The organism is Streptomyces sp. NPDC101237, from assembly GCF_044767465.1.
In the GTDB taxonomy this organism is placed as follows: Bacteria; Actinomycetota; Actinomycetes; order Streptomycetales; family Streptomycetaceae; genus Streptomyces; species Streptomyces gramineus.
This window is the reverse complement of sequence record NZ_JBIWNY010000019.1, coordinates 58,434-74,235: the sequence shown is the minus strand read 5'-3', so window position 1 is coordinate 74,235 and position 15,802 is coordinate 58,434. Positions and strand designations below refer to the sequence as shown.

General features: G+C 69.4%; 13 protein-coding genes and 1 pseudogene. 8 read left to right on the top strand and 6 right to left on the bottom strand.

Translation table 11 applies throughout. The features are described from left to right. Complete coding sequence (locus tag ACIRQ9_RS27045) at positions 1-375, bottom strand: GntR family transcriptional regulator (RefSeq protein ID WP_404178621.1); 375 nt, start codon at positions 373-375, stop codon at positions 1-3. A gap of 70 nt (positions 376-445) precedes the next feature. Between ACIRQ9_RS27045 and ACIRQ9_RS27040 the strand changes: the two genes are divergently transcribed. Beyond that, complete coding sequence (locus ACIRQ9_RS27040; RefSeq protein ID WP_404178618.1) at positions 446-1,375, top strand: GNAT family N-acetyltransferase; 930 nt, start codon at positions 446-448, stop codon at positions 1,373-1,375. After that, entirely contained in the window at positions 1,356-1,856 is a 501-nt protein-coding gene (locus ACIRQ9_RS27035) for a DUF402 domain-containing protein (protein ID WP_404178615.1), read from the top strand. The genes ACIRQ9_RS27040 and ACIRQ9_RS27035 overlap by 20 nt, the downstream gene beginning before the upstream one ends. Positions 1,857-1,875: 19 nt before the next feature. On the opposite strand, the gene ACIRQ9_RS27030 is transcribed toward ACIRQ9_RS27035, so the two are convergent. Further along, a complete protein-coding gene (locus tag ACIRQ9_RS27030) occupies positions 1,876-2,490 on the bottom strand; it encodes a class I SAM-dependent methyltransferase (protein ID WP_404178612.1) in 615 nt (204 codons plus the stop codon). A 141-nt stretch (positions 2,491-2,631) separates the two neighbouring features. Here ACIRQ9_RS27030 and ACIRQ9_RS27025 point away from each other — a divergent pair, with 141 nt between their 5' ends. Beyond that, a complete protein-coding gene (locus ACIRQ9_RS27025; RefSeq protein WP_351320638.1) occupies positions 2,632-2,766 on the top strand; it encodes a hypothetical protein in 135 nt (44 codons plus the stop codon). Between the two features lie 269 nt (positions 2,767-3,035). On the opposite strand, the gene ACIRQ9_RS27020 is transcribed toward ACIRQ9_RS27025, so the two are convergent. Then, positions 3,036-3,950 carry a transposase family protein gene (locus ACIRQ9_RS27020; RefSeq protein ID WP_404178939.1) on the bottom strand — a complete coding sequence of 305 codons (915 nt, stop codon included), beginning with the start codon at positions 3,948-3,950 and terminating at the stop codon, positions 3,036-3,038. A 146-nt stretch (positions 3,951-4,096) separates the two neighbouring features. Between ACIRQ9_RS27020 and ACIRQ9_RS27015 the strand changes: the two genes are divergently transcribed. Continuing rightward, a complete protein-coding gene (locus ACIRQ9_RS27015) occupies positions 4,097-4,648 on the top strand; it encodes a GNAT family N-acetyltransferase (RefSeq protein WP_404178608.1) in 552 nt (183 codons plus the stop codon). Between the two features lie 570 nt (positions 4,649-5,218). On the opposite strand, the gene ACIRQ9_RS27010 is transcribed toward ACIRQ9_RS27015, so the two are convergent. Further along, positions 5,219-7,366: a P-loop ATPase, Sll1717 family gene (locus ACIRQ9_RS27010; protein WP_404178605.1), complete on the bottom strand. Its 2,148-nt coding sequence runs from the start codon at positions 7,364-7,366 to the stop codon at positions 5,219-5,221. Positions 7,367-8,146: 780 nt separating this feature from the next. Between ACIRQ9_RS27010 and ACIRQ9_RS27005 the strand changes: the two genes are divergently transcribed. After that, a complete protein-coding gene (locus tag ACIRQ9_RS27005; protein WP_404178603.1) occupies positions 8,147-9,112 on the top strand; it encodes a lytic polysaccharide monooxygenase in 966 nt (321 codons plus the stop codon). A gap of 74 nt (positions 9,113-9,186) precedes the next feature. On the opposite strand, the gene ACIRQ9_RS27000 is transcribed toward ACIRQ9_RS27005, so the two are convergent. Further along, entirely contained in the window at positions 9,187-10,047 is an 861-nt protein-coding gene (locus ACIRQ9_RS27000; protein WP_404178600.1) for a lipase family alpha/beta hydrolase, read from the bottom strand. A gap of 168 nt (positions 10,048-10,215) precedes the next feature. Beyond that, positions 10,216-10,584 (bottom strand): annotated as a pseudogene (locus tag ACIRQ9_RS26995) (MarR family winged helix-turn-helix transcriptional regulator); the annotation flags it as partial. A gap of 26 nt (positions 10,585-10,610) precedes the next feature. Here ACIRQ9_RS26995 and ACIRQ9_RS26990 point away from each other — a divergent pair. From ACIRQ9_RS26990 to ACIRQ9_RS26980, 3 genes are all read left to right on the top strand, one after another. Continuing rightward, positions 10,611-10,946, top strand: coding sequence for a cupin domain-containing protein (locus ACIRQ9_RS26990; RefSeq protein ID WP_404178936.1), 336 nt, complete (start codon positions 10,611-10,613; stop codon positions 10,944-10,946). A gap of 143 nt (positions 10,947-11,089) precedes the next feature. Next, on the top strand, positions 11,090-14,551 hold the full coding sequence (locus tag ACIRQ9_RS26985; protein ID WP_404178597.1) for a DNA polymerase III subunit alpha: 3,462 nt from the start codon (positions 11,090-11,092) through the stop codon (positions 14,549-14,551). Further along, the gene (locus ACIRQ9_RS26980) at positions 14,548-15,546 is read left to right on the top strand and encodes a DNA polymerase thumb domain-containing protein (RefSeq protein WP_404178594.1); all 999 of its coding nucleotides are present in this window, start codon (positions 14,548-14,550) and stop codon (positions 15,544-15,546) included. The genes ACIRQ9_RS26985 and ACIRQ9_RS26980 overlap by 4 nt, the downstream gene beginning before the upstream one ends. Positions 15,547-15,802: the final 256 nt, after the last annotated feature.

Below are 15,802 nucleotides of genomic sequence, written 5' to 3'. Positions count from 1 at the left end.
TCAGCCCTCGCCGCCGTAGGCGGCCCGCAGGGCGTCCCGCACCGCGGCCAGCGCCTCCTTCTCGGCCAGGCCCAGCCGGCGCACCCGCTCCGCGTACGCCTGCGCGGCCGCGGACGCCTCACGTTCCGCGGCCGAGCCGGCGGCGGCCACGAACGTGCCGTTGCGTCCGCGCGTCTCGATCACCCCGTCCGTCTCCAGCGCCCGGTACGCCTTGGCCACCGTGTTCACCGCCAGCCCGAGCGACTCGGCCAGTCCCCGCACCGTGGGCAGCCGGTACCCCACCGGCAGCACCCCGCCCCGTGCCTGCTCGGAGATCTGCGCCCGTACCTGCTCGTACGGCGGCGCGCTGTCATCGATGCGGATCTTCAGAGTCACGGCCCGATTCTCCCGTATCCGCCGGAAAATGAGAGGCACCCCGCATTCGCCTCCGCATAGCGTGCGCCCCATGACCGTGATCGTGCGTGATCTGCGCCCCGATGTCCGCTCGGACGCCGAGGGTTTCGCCCGGGTGCGGCAGCTCGCCCTGCCCTACGTCCTGTTCACCCCGGAGTCCCTGGTCCACGACCTGACGCGCGCCCACCCCGACGCCCGCTTCCGTCAGCTGGTCGCCGAGCAGGACGGCGAGATCATCGGCACGGCGCAGGTCGGCCTCGCCCACGAGAGCACCGAGCCGGGTCAGGGCTTCGCCAACGTGTACGTCCATCCGGAGCGCACCGGCCGGGGCGCCGGCGCCCTCCTCGTCCGTACGGCGGAGGCGCATCTGTCGGAGGCGGGCGCGACCACCTCGTACGCCTGGGTCCTGGACGCCCCGTCCCACCGGGGCTTCGCCGAGCGCCGCGGGTACACCGCGAGCCGTTCCGCGCACTTCCTCCGCCTCGACCTCGCCGACGGCGCCCTTCCCCCGCTGCGGACTCCGCCGCCGGGCGTCGAACTCCGCACGGCCGCCGACTTCGCCGACGACCCGCGGGCGCTCTTCGCGCTGGACGCGGAGACGACGCGGGACGAACCGAGCGACATCGACACGGAGTTCGCCGACTACGAGGCCTGGCTGGAGGGGACCTGGCGGCATCCCCTGTTCAGTCACGAGCTGACCTCGGTCGTCGTGGTGGACGGCCGTCCGGCGGCGTTCAGCGCGGCACGCACCGACGGCGGCACCCGCTACGGCACCGTGATGACCGGCACGGCCCGCGCCTTCCGCGGCCGGGGCCTGGCCAAGCTCGCCAAGAACGACTCCCTGCACCGCGCCCGCGCCGCCGGCTGCACGGAGGCGTTCACCGGCAACGACAGCGTCAACGGGCCGATGCTGGCGATCAACAAGTGGTTCGGGTACGACATCTGCGCGACGGAGGTCAGGTATGTCCGCGAACTCGGCTGAGGCACCGGTCACGGTGGACGTCGTGCTGGTCAAGGCGGGCCGCACGAAGATCCGTTACCCCGCCGGGCTGCTCCACGACGACGGGAACCGGATCGCCGTGCGCGCGCCCTGGGCCGGTGACGCGCCCCGCGACTTCGGCTTCGTCCGTTTCGAACAGGGTGACGTCTTCACCGAGTTCTACTGGCGCGACCGCTGGTACGCGGTCAAGGAGGTCCGCGCCGCCGACGGCACGCCGAAGGGCTGGTACTGCGACGTGACCCGGCCGGCGGTCCTCACCGGCGGTGAACTGGTCGTCGAGGACCTGGACCTGGACCTGTGGCGCTCCGCCGACGGCACGGACGTGCGCCGGCTGGACGAGGACGAGTTCGCCGGGAGCGGGCTGGCCGAGCGGGACCCGGCCGCGGCCGCGCATGCCGTGGCGGCCCTCGACACCCTGGAGCGGCTGGCCCGCGAGGGCGGTTTCGAGGCCCTGCTGTCCTGAGGCCGGCCCGTGCGGGCCGTCACACCGTCGCCACCACCGCGTACCGCTCGTCGTGCACCTCCTTGCCCCACAGGACCGTCTGCGCCGACAGCGGTTCCAGGCGCACGTCGGCGGCGAGCGGCGCCAGCAGCGCGGTGAGTCGCCCGGCGGGTATCCCGACCGGGGTCCGCGTCCCCCACACCCCCTCCACCAGCACGAACCGGCCGCCGGGACGGAGCAGGCCGCGCCAGTGCCGCAGTACGCGCGCGGGGTCGGGCAGCGCCCACAGCACGTGCCGGACGAGCACGGTGTCGAAGAGCCGCTCGCCCACCGGCGGCGCCGCCGCGTCGCCGACCAGGAACACCGCGTCCCGGCCGGCGAGCTTGGCGCGGGCCCGTTCCACCATGGCCGGCGAGCTGTCGACGCCGGTGACGTGGTGGCCCTGCTCGGCGGCGAGGAGGGCCAGGCTGCCGGTACCGCAGCCGAGGTCGAGCAGGTCGGCGGGGTGTCCGGGCAGCCAGGACCGCAGCCGCCCCGCCCAGGCCGCGCGCACCTGGGGCGGCCCCAGCCCGTGGTCCGGCTCGGCGTCGAAGGTGGCGGCCTGCGCGTCCCAGTCGATACGGACCGCGTCCGCGCGGTCACTCTCGTTCGTCATGCACCCCAGCGTGACACCTGCCACTGACACCCGGTCCGTGTGACAGCGGCCACTGACAGAACGGCACAGATGAGGAACTCTCGCCGAAAGCGTCTACCTCCGTGACAACACGGAATCCGGTAGGCACCGAAGGAGGCAGCCATGCGCCGCACAACCGTGCAAAAGCCCCTGAAGAAGACGGAAAGCCGCCGGATCCGCGAGGAGGCGGACCAGCGTCCCTCCGGACGCCCCGAGGTGCGGAAGGACATCGCACGCACCTGGTGGCCGGACGGCTGACCGCGCCCGCCCCGGCCGCGTGGTCCGCCTCCATGGGCCGCGGCACCACCCCGATGCGGTCGATGCGGGGGCGGGATGCGATCGATGCGGGGGCGGTAGGCCGGGTCGGTCACGGCCCGTACGGCCGGCACGTCGGCGGCCGGGGCGAGCCGGATCTCGTCGTTCGTCATGGGGGCGACACCGACTACCTCAGCACAGTCTGAGCACTCCCTTAACGAGTTGGTGCGTGATAGCGGGCGGATTGTGTTTGGCCGGGTCGTGGCCGGTTTTCAGGCGTTGATGGTGCGGTCGGAGACGAGGCCGGCGATGGCGCGGTAAGTGTCAGGCAGGCGGTCGCGGCGGTGGGTCCACCGCATCAGTTGCTTCCAGCGTTTGTGGTCGGCGAGGGCGTGTTCGACGGTGATGCGGTCGGAGGAGTGACCGTGGCGGTCGCGTTCCCACTGCTCGACTCTGCCGGGCAGTGCTCCCGGACGCGGTTTTCTGGGCGGTGTGATCGCTTGCCCGCGGTGGTCGCGGCTCAGGCCGAGATAGCCGTCGTCCAGCAGGACCTCGACCTCGGGGAAGTACTGGAAGCAGATGGCGATGCCTTCGTTGCGAGCGGCCGTGGCATCGTGCATACGACCGGGCCGCAGGGCGTCGGTCCATAACGTGCGGCCACGCCAGTCGGCGATGACGGTGGCCTTCATCGTGTTCTGCTTCTTCTTGCCGGAGACGAACGCGCGCCGGCCTCCACGTCCGGCCGGCGGACGACGAACCTGGATCTCGGTGGCATCCAAGCGCAGGTCGACGCCTTCGGCATGGGCGTAGGCGAACACGTCAGCCAGTGTCCGTAACCGCAGGCCGGGGCGGTCGGGGACCGCGCACCCTCGATCGGCCAGGAGCGGACGTATCTCTGTGATCGCACGGGTGACGGTGGAGCGGTCGACGCCGAACAGCAGCCCCAGCACGGAGTGCGGCAGGTCGTGCCGCAGGTGGATCAGTGTGGCCACCAGCCGGTCGACGAAGACCATCTGGTGACGGGCGCCGGCCCCCGCAGCCCGCTTCCTGGCCCCTCCCCGCGCAGCATGACGGCGGCCCTCCAGACCGGCCTGCCACGACGCGGCCAACTCCTCGACCAGGCAGGCGAGATGACGCCGAGAGATCCCCGTGAACAGCCGATGTGCCAGCACCGTCCGATTGACCATGATCGCCACACCCGGATCATGCCACCAACCTGGCACGACGCCTCACCTGCTATCACGCGCCAACTCGTAAGAAGAACAAGCCGCGCCGTCCACGAGTTGATGCTGAGACATCTGGACCTTCATACGTCTGCGGGGTTGAAGGGGTCGTGATCAGGCAGGCACGCCGTGGCGAGGGACAGCGAATATTAAGCCTGCTTTCGACAATTGACACCGAGTATGACGATCTTGACTACGCGGCACAGCACATTGACGCGGGAACCTATGCCACGTCTGGAGCGGGTCTACGCCGGGCCCTAGTTGCGGAAGCAGAAGGCGATGCCGGGCTTGTCGGCGCACTCCTTGCCTTGCCGCCTGCGAGTCTGTTGCGACGGTTACACATGGCGGGAGTCCCTCGGCATGTGGTCGGGGACGTGGCTCGTTCCATTGCGAAACTCAAAGCCGTCGCCATTGCACCCGAGAGACGGGGCGAGAGAATCGGCGAGGCGCTAGTGAGGGCCTTCGTCGACGAGCACGGCGCCGCTGACTATGAGGTGCTGTACGCCCAAGTAGACATTGACAAACCGGCCCTCGCGCGCTGGTACGGCCGACTTGGGTTCGAGGCTCTCGGTGCCGGCGCGCCGCTCCGACTTGACCCGCAGGGGCAGATCGCCATCTATCCTCTTGGCACTGAACAGCTTGTGGTGCGGGTTTTTGCCTAGGACAGCACCGCGCCAAGGATGCGTTCCCAGGTCCCGCTTATTGGCGATCTTGAACGAACCGAACTCGTCGGGCAGATCCCGCCAGGGTGAGCAGGTTCGGTACTTCCGCGCGAAGGCTTTCAAGGTGCGGCGTGATCGGCCTATCGCCGACCGCGGACCCGGATCGACCAACCTCAGCGCGTCGATCCGGTCTCACAGGGAGCCTTTTCCAACCTGGCCGTCAGCGCTGCTGACCGTAATTGGTCGAGCGCCTGCGGCACCCTGGCCGACTGCGGGTCTGCTGCTCATGGCCTCGCTGCGGAGGGTCCGCTCAGCCGTCAGCGGGTAGCTGACCAGCACGAATACCAGGTTGACAAAGGCTCCCTGTGAATACGTCGAAGCCCTGAGGCTGCGGCGGGTTGGGGTGGTCGTGCTGATCAGTACGTCGCACCGACGCTCGGCGCAGAGCCTGTCGGAGTCACTGACCAGTACATACGTCAGGTTGGAAAAGGCTCAGTGATCACTAGCCGAACGGACACAATCGATGGCACCGCCCCACGCGCAGCGGAGAGCATTTCCGCCAAACTTTAGCTACCCTAGCTTGCGAGCTACACTGTCGTATTTATCTTGAATATGATCCTCTTTTATTTTGCCATTTCGAGCCTGCCGCAAAAACACCAGCAAGTCTTTTTCGTTCAACGGCAGAACAAATTTGTTCTGCATTGCAATGCGTTTTATGTGGCCGTAGTAAGCAGGCTTCATCTCGCCTCGAAATACTACGACAATAAATCCGCCACCGAGTCCGTCGAGATAATAGCTCAATTGATGAAAGTCATCGGCATGCAATTCTGCGTAATTCTTACATTCCCAAATTACTTGAGTCGCCCCATACCTGGTTCGCATCGCTTCCCAGAAGCCGCCACTCGCACGGTTCGAAGCAATCCAGTCGCGCACAACCCGCCCGTCGTGACTTCGCGATTTTGATTCCACATTCCCAAGGGCGCGAAAGAAGCAAAGACGGATAACATCGCCTACTATCTCTTCAAAATCCTGCGCTCCGGCAGTGCCCAGTTCGATTTCCTTGAGATCCTCCATGAGCATCTCAACATGGGCAACGTACTCTGTCCGGTCAACACCTCCGGGCAGGTCTTCAATCTTTCCAATTTTGCCAAACTCGGCATCATCAGGAATGTTTCTAACCAAGGTATCTTGGAGGTCTAGCGCATCCCAATAGCAGCGATGGATGACCACGTCGGTAGTATTGTCCACCGGTGGAGGACTTGTATCGAGAGGCCCCAGGGCGCGGAATTTCGGGCTCTTTCCGGCAGCCCGAATACCAACGAAACCGATGTCATAGAGAAGTCGAATAAATTTCTCAGGTGAGGCATTGGCGGAGAGCCACGGGCCACACAACTGCACAACTTCTGAATCTTTCATCAATTTCCTGATGAGATCCTCAATTGCAGCGAACGTGAAAGCATTGCCTAGCCCGTAGAAGCGAGACAGCACCGTGGCTACCTGCGGGAAATTCTCCGAATACTCATCTCCGAGATCGCGGAATCGATTATCGGAGAACCGTCGGCGCGCTTGCTGAACATCCTCAAGGAGGATCCTGTCATGGCCAGCCCCCTGCGCCGCCTCTACTGCATTACTGGTGTAGATAAGAATATCGCGTGGGCGCCTCTGACAGTACTCTAGGACGTTGCGCCACGCCTCGTCTGGATGCTCGAAGAAAGCTTGCCAGGTGGCGCCGCGCAGCCCGAACTTTGCCGTGAGATTCCGGTTCAAACGCTTCTCAATGACTTCCAGCAGTTGACGCTCGTTCCACTCCATTCCGACTACCGCTGTTTCAAGTCTTGAGGATTCCGTGTCAAGTCCACGCACACGCTCGTAGATATTTTCACGGAGAAAAATAATTGCACGCGCCCAGGGAATTTGAGTTGAGATCTCTTGGCACGCGTGCATGAACGCGGTCAAGTAGACAAGCCCCTCGTCGCTGCCCTCCCAGTAGTCATCGATACTGTCAATCAATACCGTGTGAGTAGCAAGTCCTTCAGCGGATAGGTGCTTCATCTCATCCGCAAGTCGCTTAGCCGTCTTACTTTCGGTCAGCCAACGTTCATCGTCACCGTCGGCAAGTGCACCACTAACTCGCGCAATTAGCCGTAGGCAGCGAAGATCGAAATCCATGGTTGCATACTCGTCCAGTTCGTTCTGGATTTCGCCGGCTAGCCGGTCACGACCAGGACGATCCTGTAGCCACATCGAAAGGATCTCTACTTGCAGCGCCCTGCGAAATGCGAAAACTAGGGACCTGAACGGTTTTCCCTTGACGTTCGTCAAGAGATCAATTTCTTGCAGTGTCGATGAGGGGCTGAAAATCTCGGGGACGAGAACACGAGTGACGCCGCCATTAATCCCGCAATACTTCCTGACAGCCGTCTTCCCAGTACCCCGCCGCCCAACAAAAAAAACCTTTTCACTACTCGGGTCCAGGGCCGCCTCTAGCGCCGCAGTATGAACATAGATACTCGGATCACTCAGCGCGGCGTCATACTCAGCGAATGACTGTCCAATGTTGATGCGCTTAATGGCGTCTTTCGGAAGGCGTGGGGCGGCCGGAGACTGTGGTGGCGCTTCACGCGCGGGAGGAACCGCCGGTTCGGGCGCTACGGAAGAATTGGACTCTCTGACCCTTTTACGACGCACCACGGCGGCCCCCAGATCCACGATGATCACTTCGCACCATAGTGCCCGAGTTGCCGAGTGCATGTTCATGAAACGGCAAAAATCTGGCTCTCCAGGTCGAAGTCTCTGCGGAGAGGTCGTCGCGCGCGGAGCCGTGGGCTTTGGATCTTCCGCCGCGCCGGGATCGGGGGCGCCTGTGGGCCGTCTGACGCCGACCAAAGACGAACAACAACAGCTGTTGATGCCTCCCCCGCAGGTCAGAGCGTCCTCAAGTGAACTCGAACTGCCTCCTGAGCAGCCATCACCGTCACTACGACCGCTGAACAGGTCTGGCCCGTCTTCACGGTGGAATGCAGGTGACAGGCCGGACGGCGACCACGTTATGGCGCCGGCAGTGCGCCGGGACTAGACGCAGCGCCAGCGCAAGCGCCAGGCGAGATGGCGCTGGGCCCGAGGTCACTGGCTCCGGCACTAGCGGGTACGACAGTCGCGGTGGCCACCGCGGTGATGGCGCCAGGAGACCTCGTGGGCCAGAACGTCCGTTGGTGCCCGCACGGGGAGCCATTCCGGGAGCCAACGACAGCGTCCGGCTGCGGACGAACGTGAACTACCGCGGACGGCGGGAGCGCCTAGGCGCAGGTGCGCCAGGGCTCCCCAACCCCTCTTCCTCAGCCCTCAGTTAGCACTCCCTTAAGCCGACCATAAGGATCTCCCTCGTCCGCTCCCGGCAGGCGATTCCGCGGTTTCCCGGGGCTAGCTTTCTGTTCGCCCCCCACGGGATCCAGCCCGGCGGGGCCCTCCCGCCCCGAGGACCGTCCGAGGAGTTCCCGCATGCTCGCAGCACGCCGCAGGGCCGCCGTCGCCGTCGCCTCCGGCGTGGGTGCGGTCGTCCTCGCCGCCGCGCCCGCGTCCGCGCACGGCACCATGGGCGAACCGGTCAGCCGGGTCGCCCAGTGTTACGCGGAGAACCCGGAGAGCCCCAGGTCCGACGCGTGCAGGGCGGCGGTCGCGGCCGGCGGCACCCAGGCCCTCTACGACTGGAACGGCATCCGCATCGGCGACGTGAACGGGCGGCACCAGGCCCGGATCCCGGACGGCAGGCTGTGCAGCGCGGGCGACGACGAGTTCAAGGGCCTCGACCTCGCCCGCGCCGACTGGCCGGCGACGAAGGTCGGCAGTGGTTCGTATACGTTCAAGTACCGGGTGACCGCGCCGCACAAGGGCACCTTCCAGGTCTACCTCACCAAGGCGGGGTACGACCCGGCCGAGCCGTTGGCCTGGGCGGACCTGGATCTCGACCACCCCGTGGCGACGGCCGTCGACCCGGTCGCCGCCGGCGGTTTCTACACGTTCTCCGGGAAGCTCCCGGAGCGCACCGGGCGCCAGCTGCTGTACGCGGTCTGGCAGCGTTCGGACAGTCCGGAGGCCTTCTACTCCTGCTCGGACGTGGACTTCGGCGGCGGCGCCCCCACCGGCAGCGGTACGGCCACCGGCACCACCGGCGCGGTCCCGGCCCCGAGCGCCTCCGCCCCCACCGACGAGCAGATCGCCGCCGGCGCCGGCAGGTCGACGGTCGAGCACCACGGCCACGGCGACGACGACGCCGCCACGTCGGCCGAGCCGGGCACCGGTCCGGCCGCCAACACGCCTGCGGTGGACGGGAGTTCGCGGACGGTCCTCGCGGAGACCGGCGGCAGCGGCAGCACGCCGTACCTCGTGGTCGGCGGAGCGGCCGTCCTGGCGCTGGGCTCCGGCGTGCTCTTCCTGTCCGTACGGCAGCGGGCGCACCGCCGCTGATCCCTCATGGTTCCGGGGCCCGGCCGGCGGCTCAGGCCGGCCGGGCCCCGGCGGCGTTCAGCCGGGCGGGCCGCTCAGCTGAACGCCGACGCGCAGCTGGTGGCGGTGGCGTGGGCCGGGTCGAGGGCGTTGGCCACCTCGTGGAAGGCGATCCGGTCGAAGAGCCCGATCGCGACGTGCTCGGAGAGGTCGAGCGAACACAGGTCCTGGAGCAGGACGTTGTGGACGTCCGAGCCGGTCAGGAACTGGCTCTGCCAGGGGGTGGCCACCTCGTCGTACCTGGTGGAGATCACCGTGTAGTGCACTCCGGGGACGGTGTCGCCGCCCGCGTTGAGCTTGGTGAGGAACGCGGAGCCGGGGATCTGGTCGGCGAGGCCGGGGGTGGTGGCCTTGATCAGGTCCGAGGCGCCGGGGAAGTACGGCAGCAGGTTGGTGAGGCCGCTGATGGTGGCGCCGTGGTTGTCGGGCGCGAGGCCGACGAGGGCGTTCACCTTGGCGGCGCCGCCGAGGAACTTCAGGTAGTAGCGGGGCATCATGCCGCCCTGGGAGTGGCCGACGAGGTCGGCCTTGGCGGCGCCGGTCGCGGAGAGCACCTTGTCGACGTAGGCGGAGAGCTGGTCTGCCGACTTGTCGATGGGGCCGAGGCCATGGAAGACGGGGACGCCGGACAGCTGGCCGTAGTCGAGGGAGAAGACGCAGTAGCCGCGGTCCTCCAGGTACGGGGCGAGGGAGAGCCAGTTGTCGACGGAGTTGCCCAGCGTGCCGTGGACCAGGATCACGGGGCGGGGGTGGGCGGCGGAGGGGCGGCAGGAGTAGTCGTTCCAGCCGGTGCTGGGGGCGCTCGACGCGTGGGCGGTGGCGGCGGGGACGGTGGCGACGGCGGCGGCGAAGAGCAGTGCGGTCAGAGGTCTGAGCACTCGCTTCCAGGGCAGCATCGTGTGATCTCCTTGCGGCTCAAGGGAGGTGCGACGGCCTTACGCCCTGTGATCCGGATCACGAGGATGCTGTTCACTCATCAAGTTACGGACGAGTAGTGCAAGCGTGAAGTTACGCGTCGGTAAAACTTCCGAGTAACTGTCGCGGTGCGCTCGCCTGACGGGATGTCACCAGCTGGGCCTGAGGGGACCATAGGGCGCGATACGCGCCAAAGCGGCCCGCAACACGCGCACTTCACCCTCCCCCAGCGCATCGCTCCAACCCCGCACGACGTCGGCGGCCGCCTCCTCCGCCGCCCGCGTGCACGCCCGTCCCCGCGCGGTGAGCACGATCACCCGGGCCCGCGCGTCCCGGGGGTGCGGCCGCCGTTCGGCATAGCCCTTGCGCACGATGTCGTCGACGAGCCGACTCGCCGCCTGCTTGGTCACCCCGAGGTGCGCGGCGAGTTCGGTGACGGTCGCGCCGTCCGGGGCGAGCCGCGCGAAGGCGAAACCGTGAGCGGGCCTGACCCCCTCGAAGCCGCGGGCGGCCACCCCGCTCCGCCGAGGCCACCACCCACGAGATCCACGGCGCCCGCTTCGTCTCGTACGCCACCCCCCGCACCGGCAGCGAGGAGCTGTGCGCGTGGCGCGGCGAGATCCCCGCCGGGACCAGGGCGCCCGCCCACACCGTCACCCGCGAGGAGATCTTCCACCTGCTCGTCGGCGAGCTCCTGGTCTCGCTCGACGGCCGCACCGACCGCGTCCGGGCGGGCGACACCGTCATCGTCAACGCCGGCTCCCTCTTCGCCGTCGAGAACCCGACCGGCCACACCGCGCTCTCCTGGGTCACCACGTCCGTCGGCCTGGAGGCCGAGCTGCCCGACGGCACCCGACTCAGCCCGCCGTGGGCCAACTGACACCCCGCCCTCCCCGCCCAAAATCGGTTACCTGTTCGATTCCAGTCGCCCACCTGGACTGATGGGGTTAGAGTAATCGAACGAGCGTACGATGAAGATATCGGGCGCATGAGGCAAAAGGGGTGGAGTGATGGAGGTGCGGCATGGCGGGCTTCGCCCACGTGCACGTCGCGTCCGGTTATTCCGCCCGCTACGGCGCCTCCCATCCCGAGCAACTCGTCCGGCGGGCGGCCGAGCGCGGCATGTCCGCGCTCGCGCTCACCGACCGGGACACCGTCACCGGCGCTGTTCGATTCGCACGGGCCTGTGCGAAGGACGGGGTCCGGCCGGTCTTCGGCATCGACCTGGCGGTGGCGGCCCTCGCGCCCGCGCCGCCCGCCCCGCCCGCCCCGCGCCGCCGCACCCCGGCGCGCGGCGGCGCGCACGTGATCGAGCCGCCGCTGCGGTTCGTGCTGCTCGCCCAGGACCGGGCGGGGTGGGGCCGGCTGTGCCGGATCACCTCGGCCGCCCATGTCGGCGCCGTGTCCGGCGTGCCGCCGGTGGTGCCGTGGGAGGCGCTGCGCGAGTACGGCGGCCCCGGCCTGACCGTGCTGCTCGGGCCGCTCTCGGAGCCGGTGCGGGCACTGTCGGCGGGCCGGGAGGACGTGGCCATGAGGCTGCTGATGCCCTGGCGGGAGATCTTCGGGAAGGACGTTCGATTGGAAGCCGTGGCGCAGAATCGTTTCGGCACCGGACCCGGATCCCTGCGCCTGGCCGCCCGCACCCTCGCCCTGGCCGACCGCACCGGCACCACCGCCGTGCTCTCCAACGCCGTCCGCTACGCCGATCCGGACCAGCACCGCCTCGCCGACGTCCTGGACGCGGCCAGGCTGCTGCGACCGATCGACCGGCGCCGCCTGGACGGCGGACAGCGCTGGCTCAAGGACGAGCGCGGCATGGAGACCCTCGCCCGCATGACCGCCGAATGCGCCGGAGGGGACCTCCGCCGGGCCCGCCGGCTGATGGCGGACACCGCCGCCACCGCCGCCCTGTGCACCCTCGACCGGGCGGCCGGCCTCGGACTGGGCACACCGCACTTCCCGGAACCGGCCCTGTTCGGCGCCGAGCCCCGGGCCGACGGTGCCGCGCGGCTGCTGCGGCAGCGGTCCGAGGACGGCCTGGCCCGGCGCGGCCTGGACCGTGACCGCGGGGCCCTCGACCGGCTGGACGAGGAGCTCAAGGTGGTCTCCGAACTGGGCTACGACTCGTACTTCCTGGCCGTCGCCCAGGTGGTGGCCGACATCAGGGCCAAGGGCATCCGGGTCGCCGCCCGCGGCTCGGGCGCCGGTTCCCTGGTCTGCCACGCCCTGGACATCGCCACCGCCAACCCGCTCGACCACCGCCTGTTGTTCGAACGCTTCCTCAGCGTCCGCCGGGCCTCGCTGCCCGACATCGACATCGACGTGGAGTCCGCCCGCCGGCTGGAGTGCTACGACGCGATCTTCGAACGGTTCGGGAAGGAGCGGGCCGCGGTCACCGCGATGCCCGAGACCTACCGGGCGCGCAGGGCCCTCCGGGACACCGGCCTCGCCCTCGGTCTCGCGCCCGACGACGTCGACCGGATCGCCAAGAGCTTCCCGCACCTGCGCGCCTGCGACATCACCGGCGCCCTCGCCGAACTGCCCGAACTGCGGCAACTGGCCGCCGAGGCGCACCGCTACGGCCCGCTGTGGGAGCTGGCCGAAGGGCTCGACTCCCTCGTCCACGGCATGGCGATGCACCCGTGCGGCGTGGTCATCAGCGACGCGACCCTGCGGGACCGGCTGCCCGTGCAGCCCACCCCGCAGGGCGACTACCCCATGGCCATGGCCGCGAAGGAGGAGATCGAGGCGCTGGGCAACATCAAGCTCGACGTCCTGGGCGTGCGGATGCAGTCCGCGATGGCCCACGCCGTCACCGAGATCGAACGGGCCACCGGCAGCCGCATCGACCTGGACGACCCCGGCCAGGTGCCGCTCGACGACGTCTTCTCCTTCAAGCTCATCCAGGCCAGCCAGACCCTCGGCCTGTTCCAGCTGGAGTCGCCCGGCCAGCAGGACCTGCTCTCCCGGCTCCAGCCCCGCGACGTCCAGGACGTCATCGCCGACATCAGCCTCTTCCGCCCGGGCCCGGTCGCCGGCGGCATGCCCGAGCGCTACATCGCCGCCCGCCACGGCGGCACGCCCACGTATGCCCATCCCGACCTGGAGCCGGTGCTCGCCGACACCTACGGCGTGACCATCTGGCACGAGCAGATCATCGAGACCCTGCGCGTGCTGACCGGCTGCGACCGGGCCTTCGGGGAGATCACCCGGCGGGCCCTCGGCGACAAGGAGCAACTGCCCCGGATCAGGGACTGGTTCCACCGCCGGGCGCGGGACCGCGGCTACGGCGCGGCCGTCCGGGACGAGGTATGGAAGACCGTCGAGGCCTTCGGCGCGTACGGCTTCTGCCGGGCCCACGCCGTCGCCTTCGCCGTGCCCGCGCTGCAGAGCGCCTGGCTCAAGGCGCACCACCCGGCCTTCCTGCTGGCGGGCCTGCTCGAACACGACCCCGGCATGTGGCCCAAGCGGGTCCTCGTCTCCGACGCCCGCCGCCGCGGGGTCCCCGTGCTCTCCGTCGACGTCAACCGCTCCCGGACGACGCACACCGTGGAGAAGGCCGACGGGGACCGGTGGGGCGTGCGGCTGGCCCTCTCCGCCGTGCACGGCATCAGCGAGGACGAGTGCGCCAGGATCGAGGAGGGGCAGCCCTACGGGTCGCTCTCCGACTTCTGGCAGCGGGCCCGTCCCAGCAGGCCCCTCGCCGAGCGCCTCGCCGAGATCGGCGCGCTCGACCGCCTCCACGACGGCCGCCTCACCCGCCGCGACCTGCTGCTCCAGATCGCCGAACTGCACCGCCAGTCACGCGGCCGGACCGCGCACGAGGGCCAACTGCCCATCGACGCGGGCGCGGTCGGCGGGGCCGAGCCGAGCGGGCTGCCGGAGATGACCGGACGCGAGGCCCTGAGCGCCGAGCTGAACACGCTCGGCATCGACGTCTCCCGGCACCTCATGGAGCACCACCACCGGCTGCTCCGTGAGATCGGCGCGACCGACGCGGCCCACCTGGCCGGGATGCGGGCCGGTCAGGTGGTGCTGGTCGCCGGGGTGCGGGCCTCCACCCAGACGCCGCCGATCGCGAGCGGCAAGCGGGTCATCTTCGTCTCCCTGGAGGACGGCTCCGGCCTGGTCGACCTGGCGTTCTTCGAGGACTCCCACCCGGCCTGCGCGCACACCGTCTTCCACAGCGGGCTGCTGCTGGTCCGCGGCACGGTCCAGGTGCGCGGCAGCCGTCGTACCGTCGTCGGCACCATGGCCTGGGACCTGGACGAGATCGCCGCCGCCCGCCGTGACGACGGTCCCGAGGCCGCGCTCGCCCTGCTCGGCCGGACCCGCCCGCACCCGACCCCCGCCCAGCCGCGGCGCACGCTGGCCGACGGCACCGCGGGCGCCCGCCTGCACCCGTACGCCGACCTCCAGCCGGCCGGCACCCGCTCCGCCGACCTGAAGAAGTTCGGCCACCGAAGCCCGGGAAGCGCCGGATGAGCGGGACGAGCGGGACGGCCCCGCGCCGGCGGCACATCGCCCACCTCCACCTGCACGCCTCACTGTCCGAGGAGCTGTACGGCCACCTGATCGAACTGATGTCCGGTGTCACGCCGCACGTCCAGGCCGTCCCGCCCGACGCCGTGCAACTGGACCTGACGTCGGCACTCAGGTACTTCGACCTGTCCCCCTACGACATGGTCCAGACGGCGATGATGAGGCTGAAGGCGCTCCACGACATCGACAGCAGCGCCGGACTCGCGGGCAACCGCATGCTGGCGGCCATGGCGGCCGACGCCTCCGCGCCCGGCGAGACCACCTGGGTGCCCGGCGCGGACGCGGCCGACTGGCTGCGCCCGCGCCCGGTCACCGCCCTGCCCGGGGTCGGCCGGGCCACCGCGGAGACGCTCCGCAGGCACGGCCTGCACACCATCGGGCAGATCAACGAGATGCCACCGGCCACCCTCCAGCGGCTGCTCGGAGCCGCTCCGGCCCGGCTGCTGGCCGAGCGCGCCCGCGGCCGCGACCCCCGCCCGGTCACCCCTTCGGCGCCGGCCGAGCACCTGCTCGCCGACCTCGTACTGGAGCGGGACTGTCTCGACCCGGCCCACCACCACCGGGCGGTCCTCGGGCTCGCCGACGAGATCGGGCGGCGTCTGCGCGGCGAGAGCCAGGTGGCGCGGCGGTTCACCCTCACCGTCCGGTACGCCGACCGCAGCTCCACCACCCGCACCCGCACGCTGCCGGAGCCCACCGGCCACTCCCCCGTCGTCGCCGCGGCCGCCCTCGGTCTACTGGCCTCGCTCGGGCTGCAGCGTGCCCGGGTCCGCGCCTACACGCTCCGCGCCGACGACCTGCTTGCCGCGGGCCGGGCCAGTCTCCAGCTGTCCCTGGACCCCGGCGACGCCCGCGCCCGCGCGGCCGAGGCCGCCGCCGACCGGGCGCGCCGTCGCTTCGGACCGAGGGCCGTGCGGCCGGCCGCCCTGGCGACCTGACGAGGGCCCGCGCTTCCCGCGGGGTGTGCCGCAGGTCACCCCGGCGGGGGCGGCGGCGCGGGAACACCGCCGGGCCGCGGGCCGTTCATGTGTACGTGGCTGCGGAGGGGACAGTGTCCCCGGGCCTCACCTACAGCCCATGGGGACGATCGTCCGGCTGAAGCCCCATGGAGCCCTTCGCCGAGAGGCGACCGCCCTCCGCACGCCACCTCGTACCGCCCCGGCTGGTCTCCCCCGTCCAGTCGGGGCTTTTCGC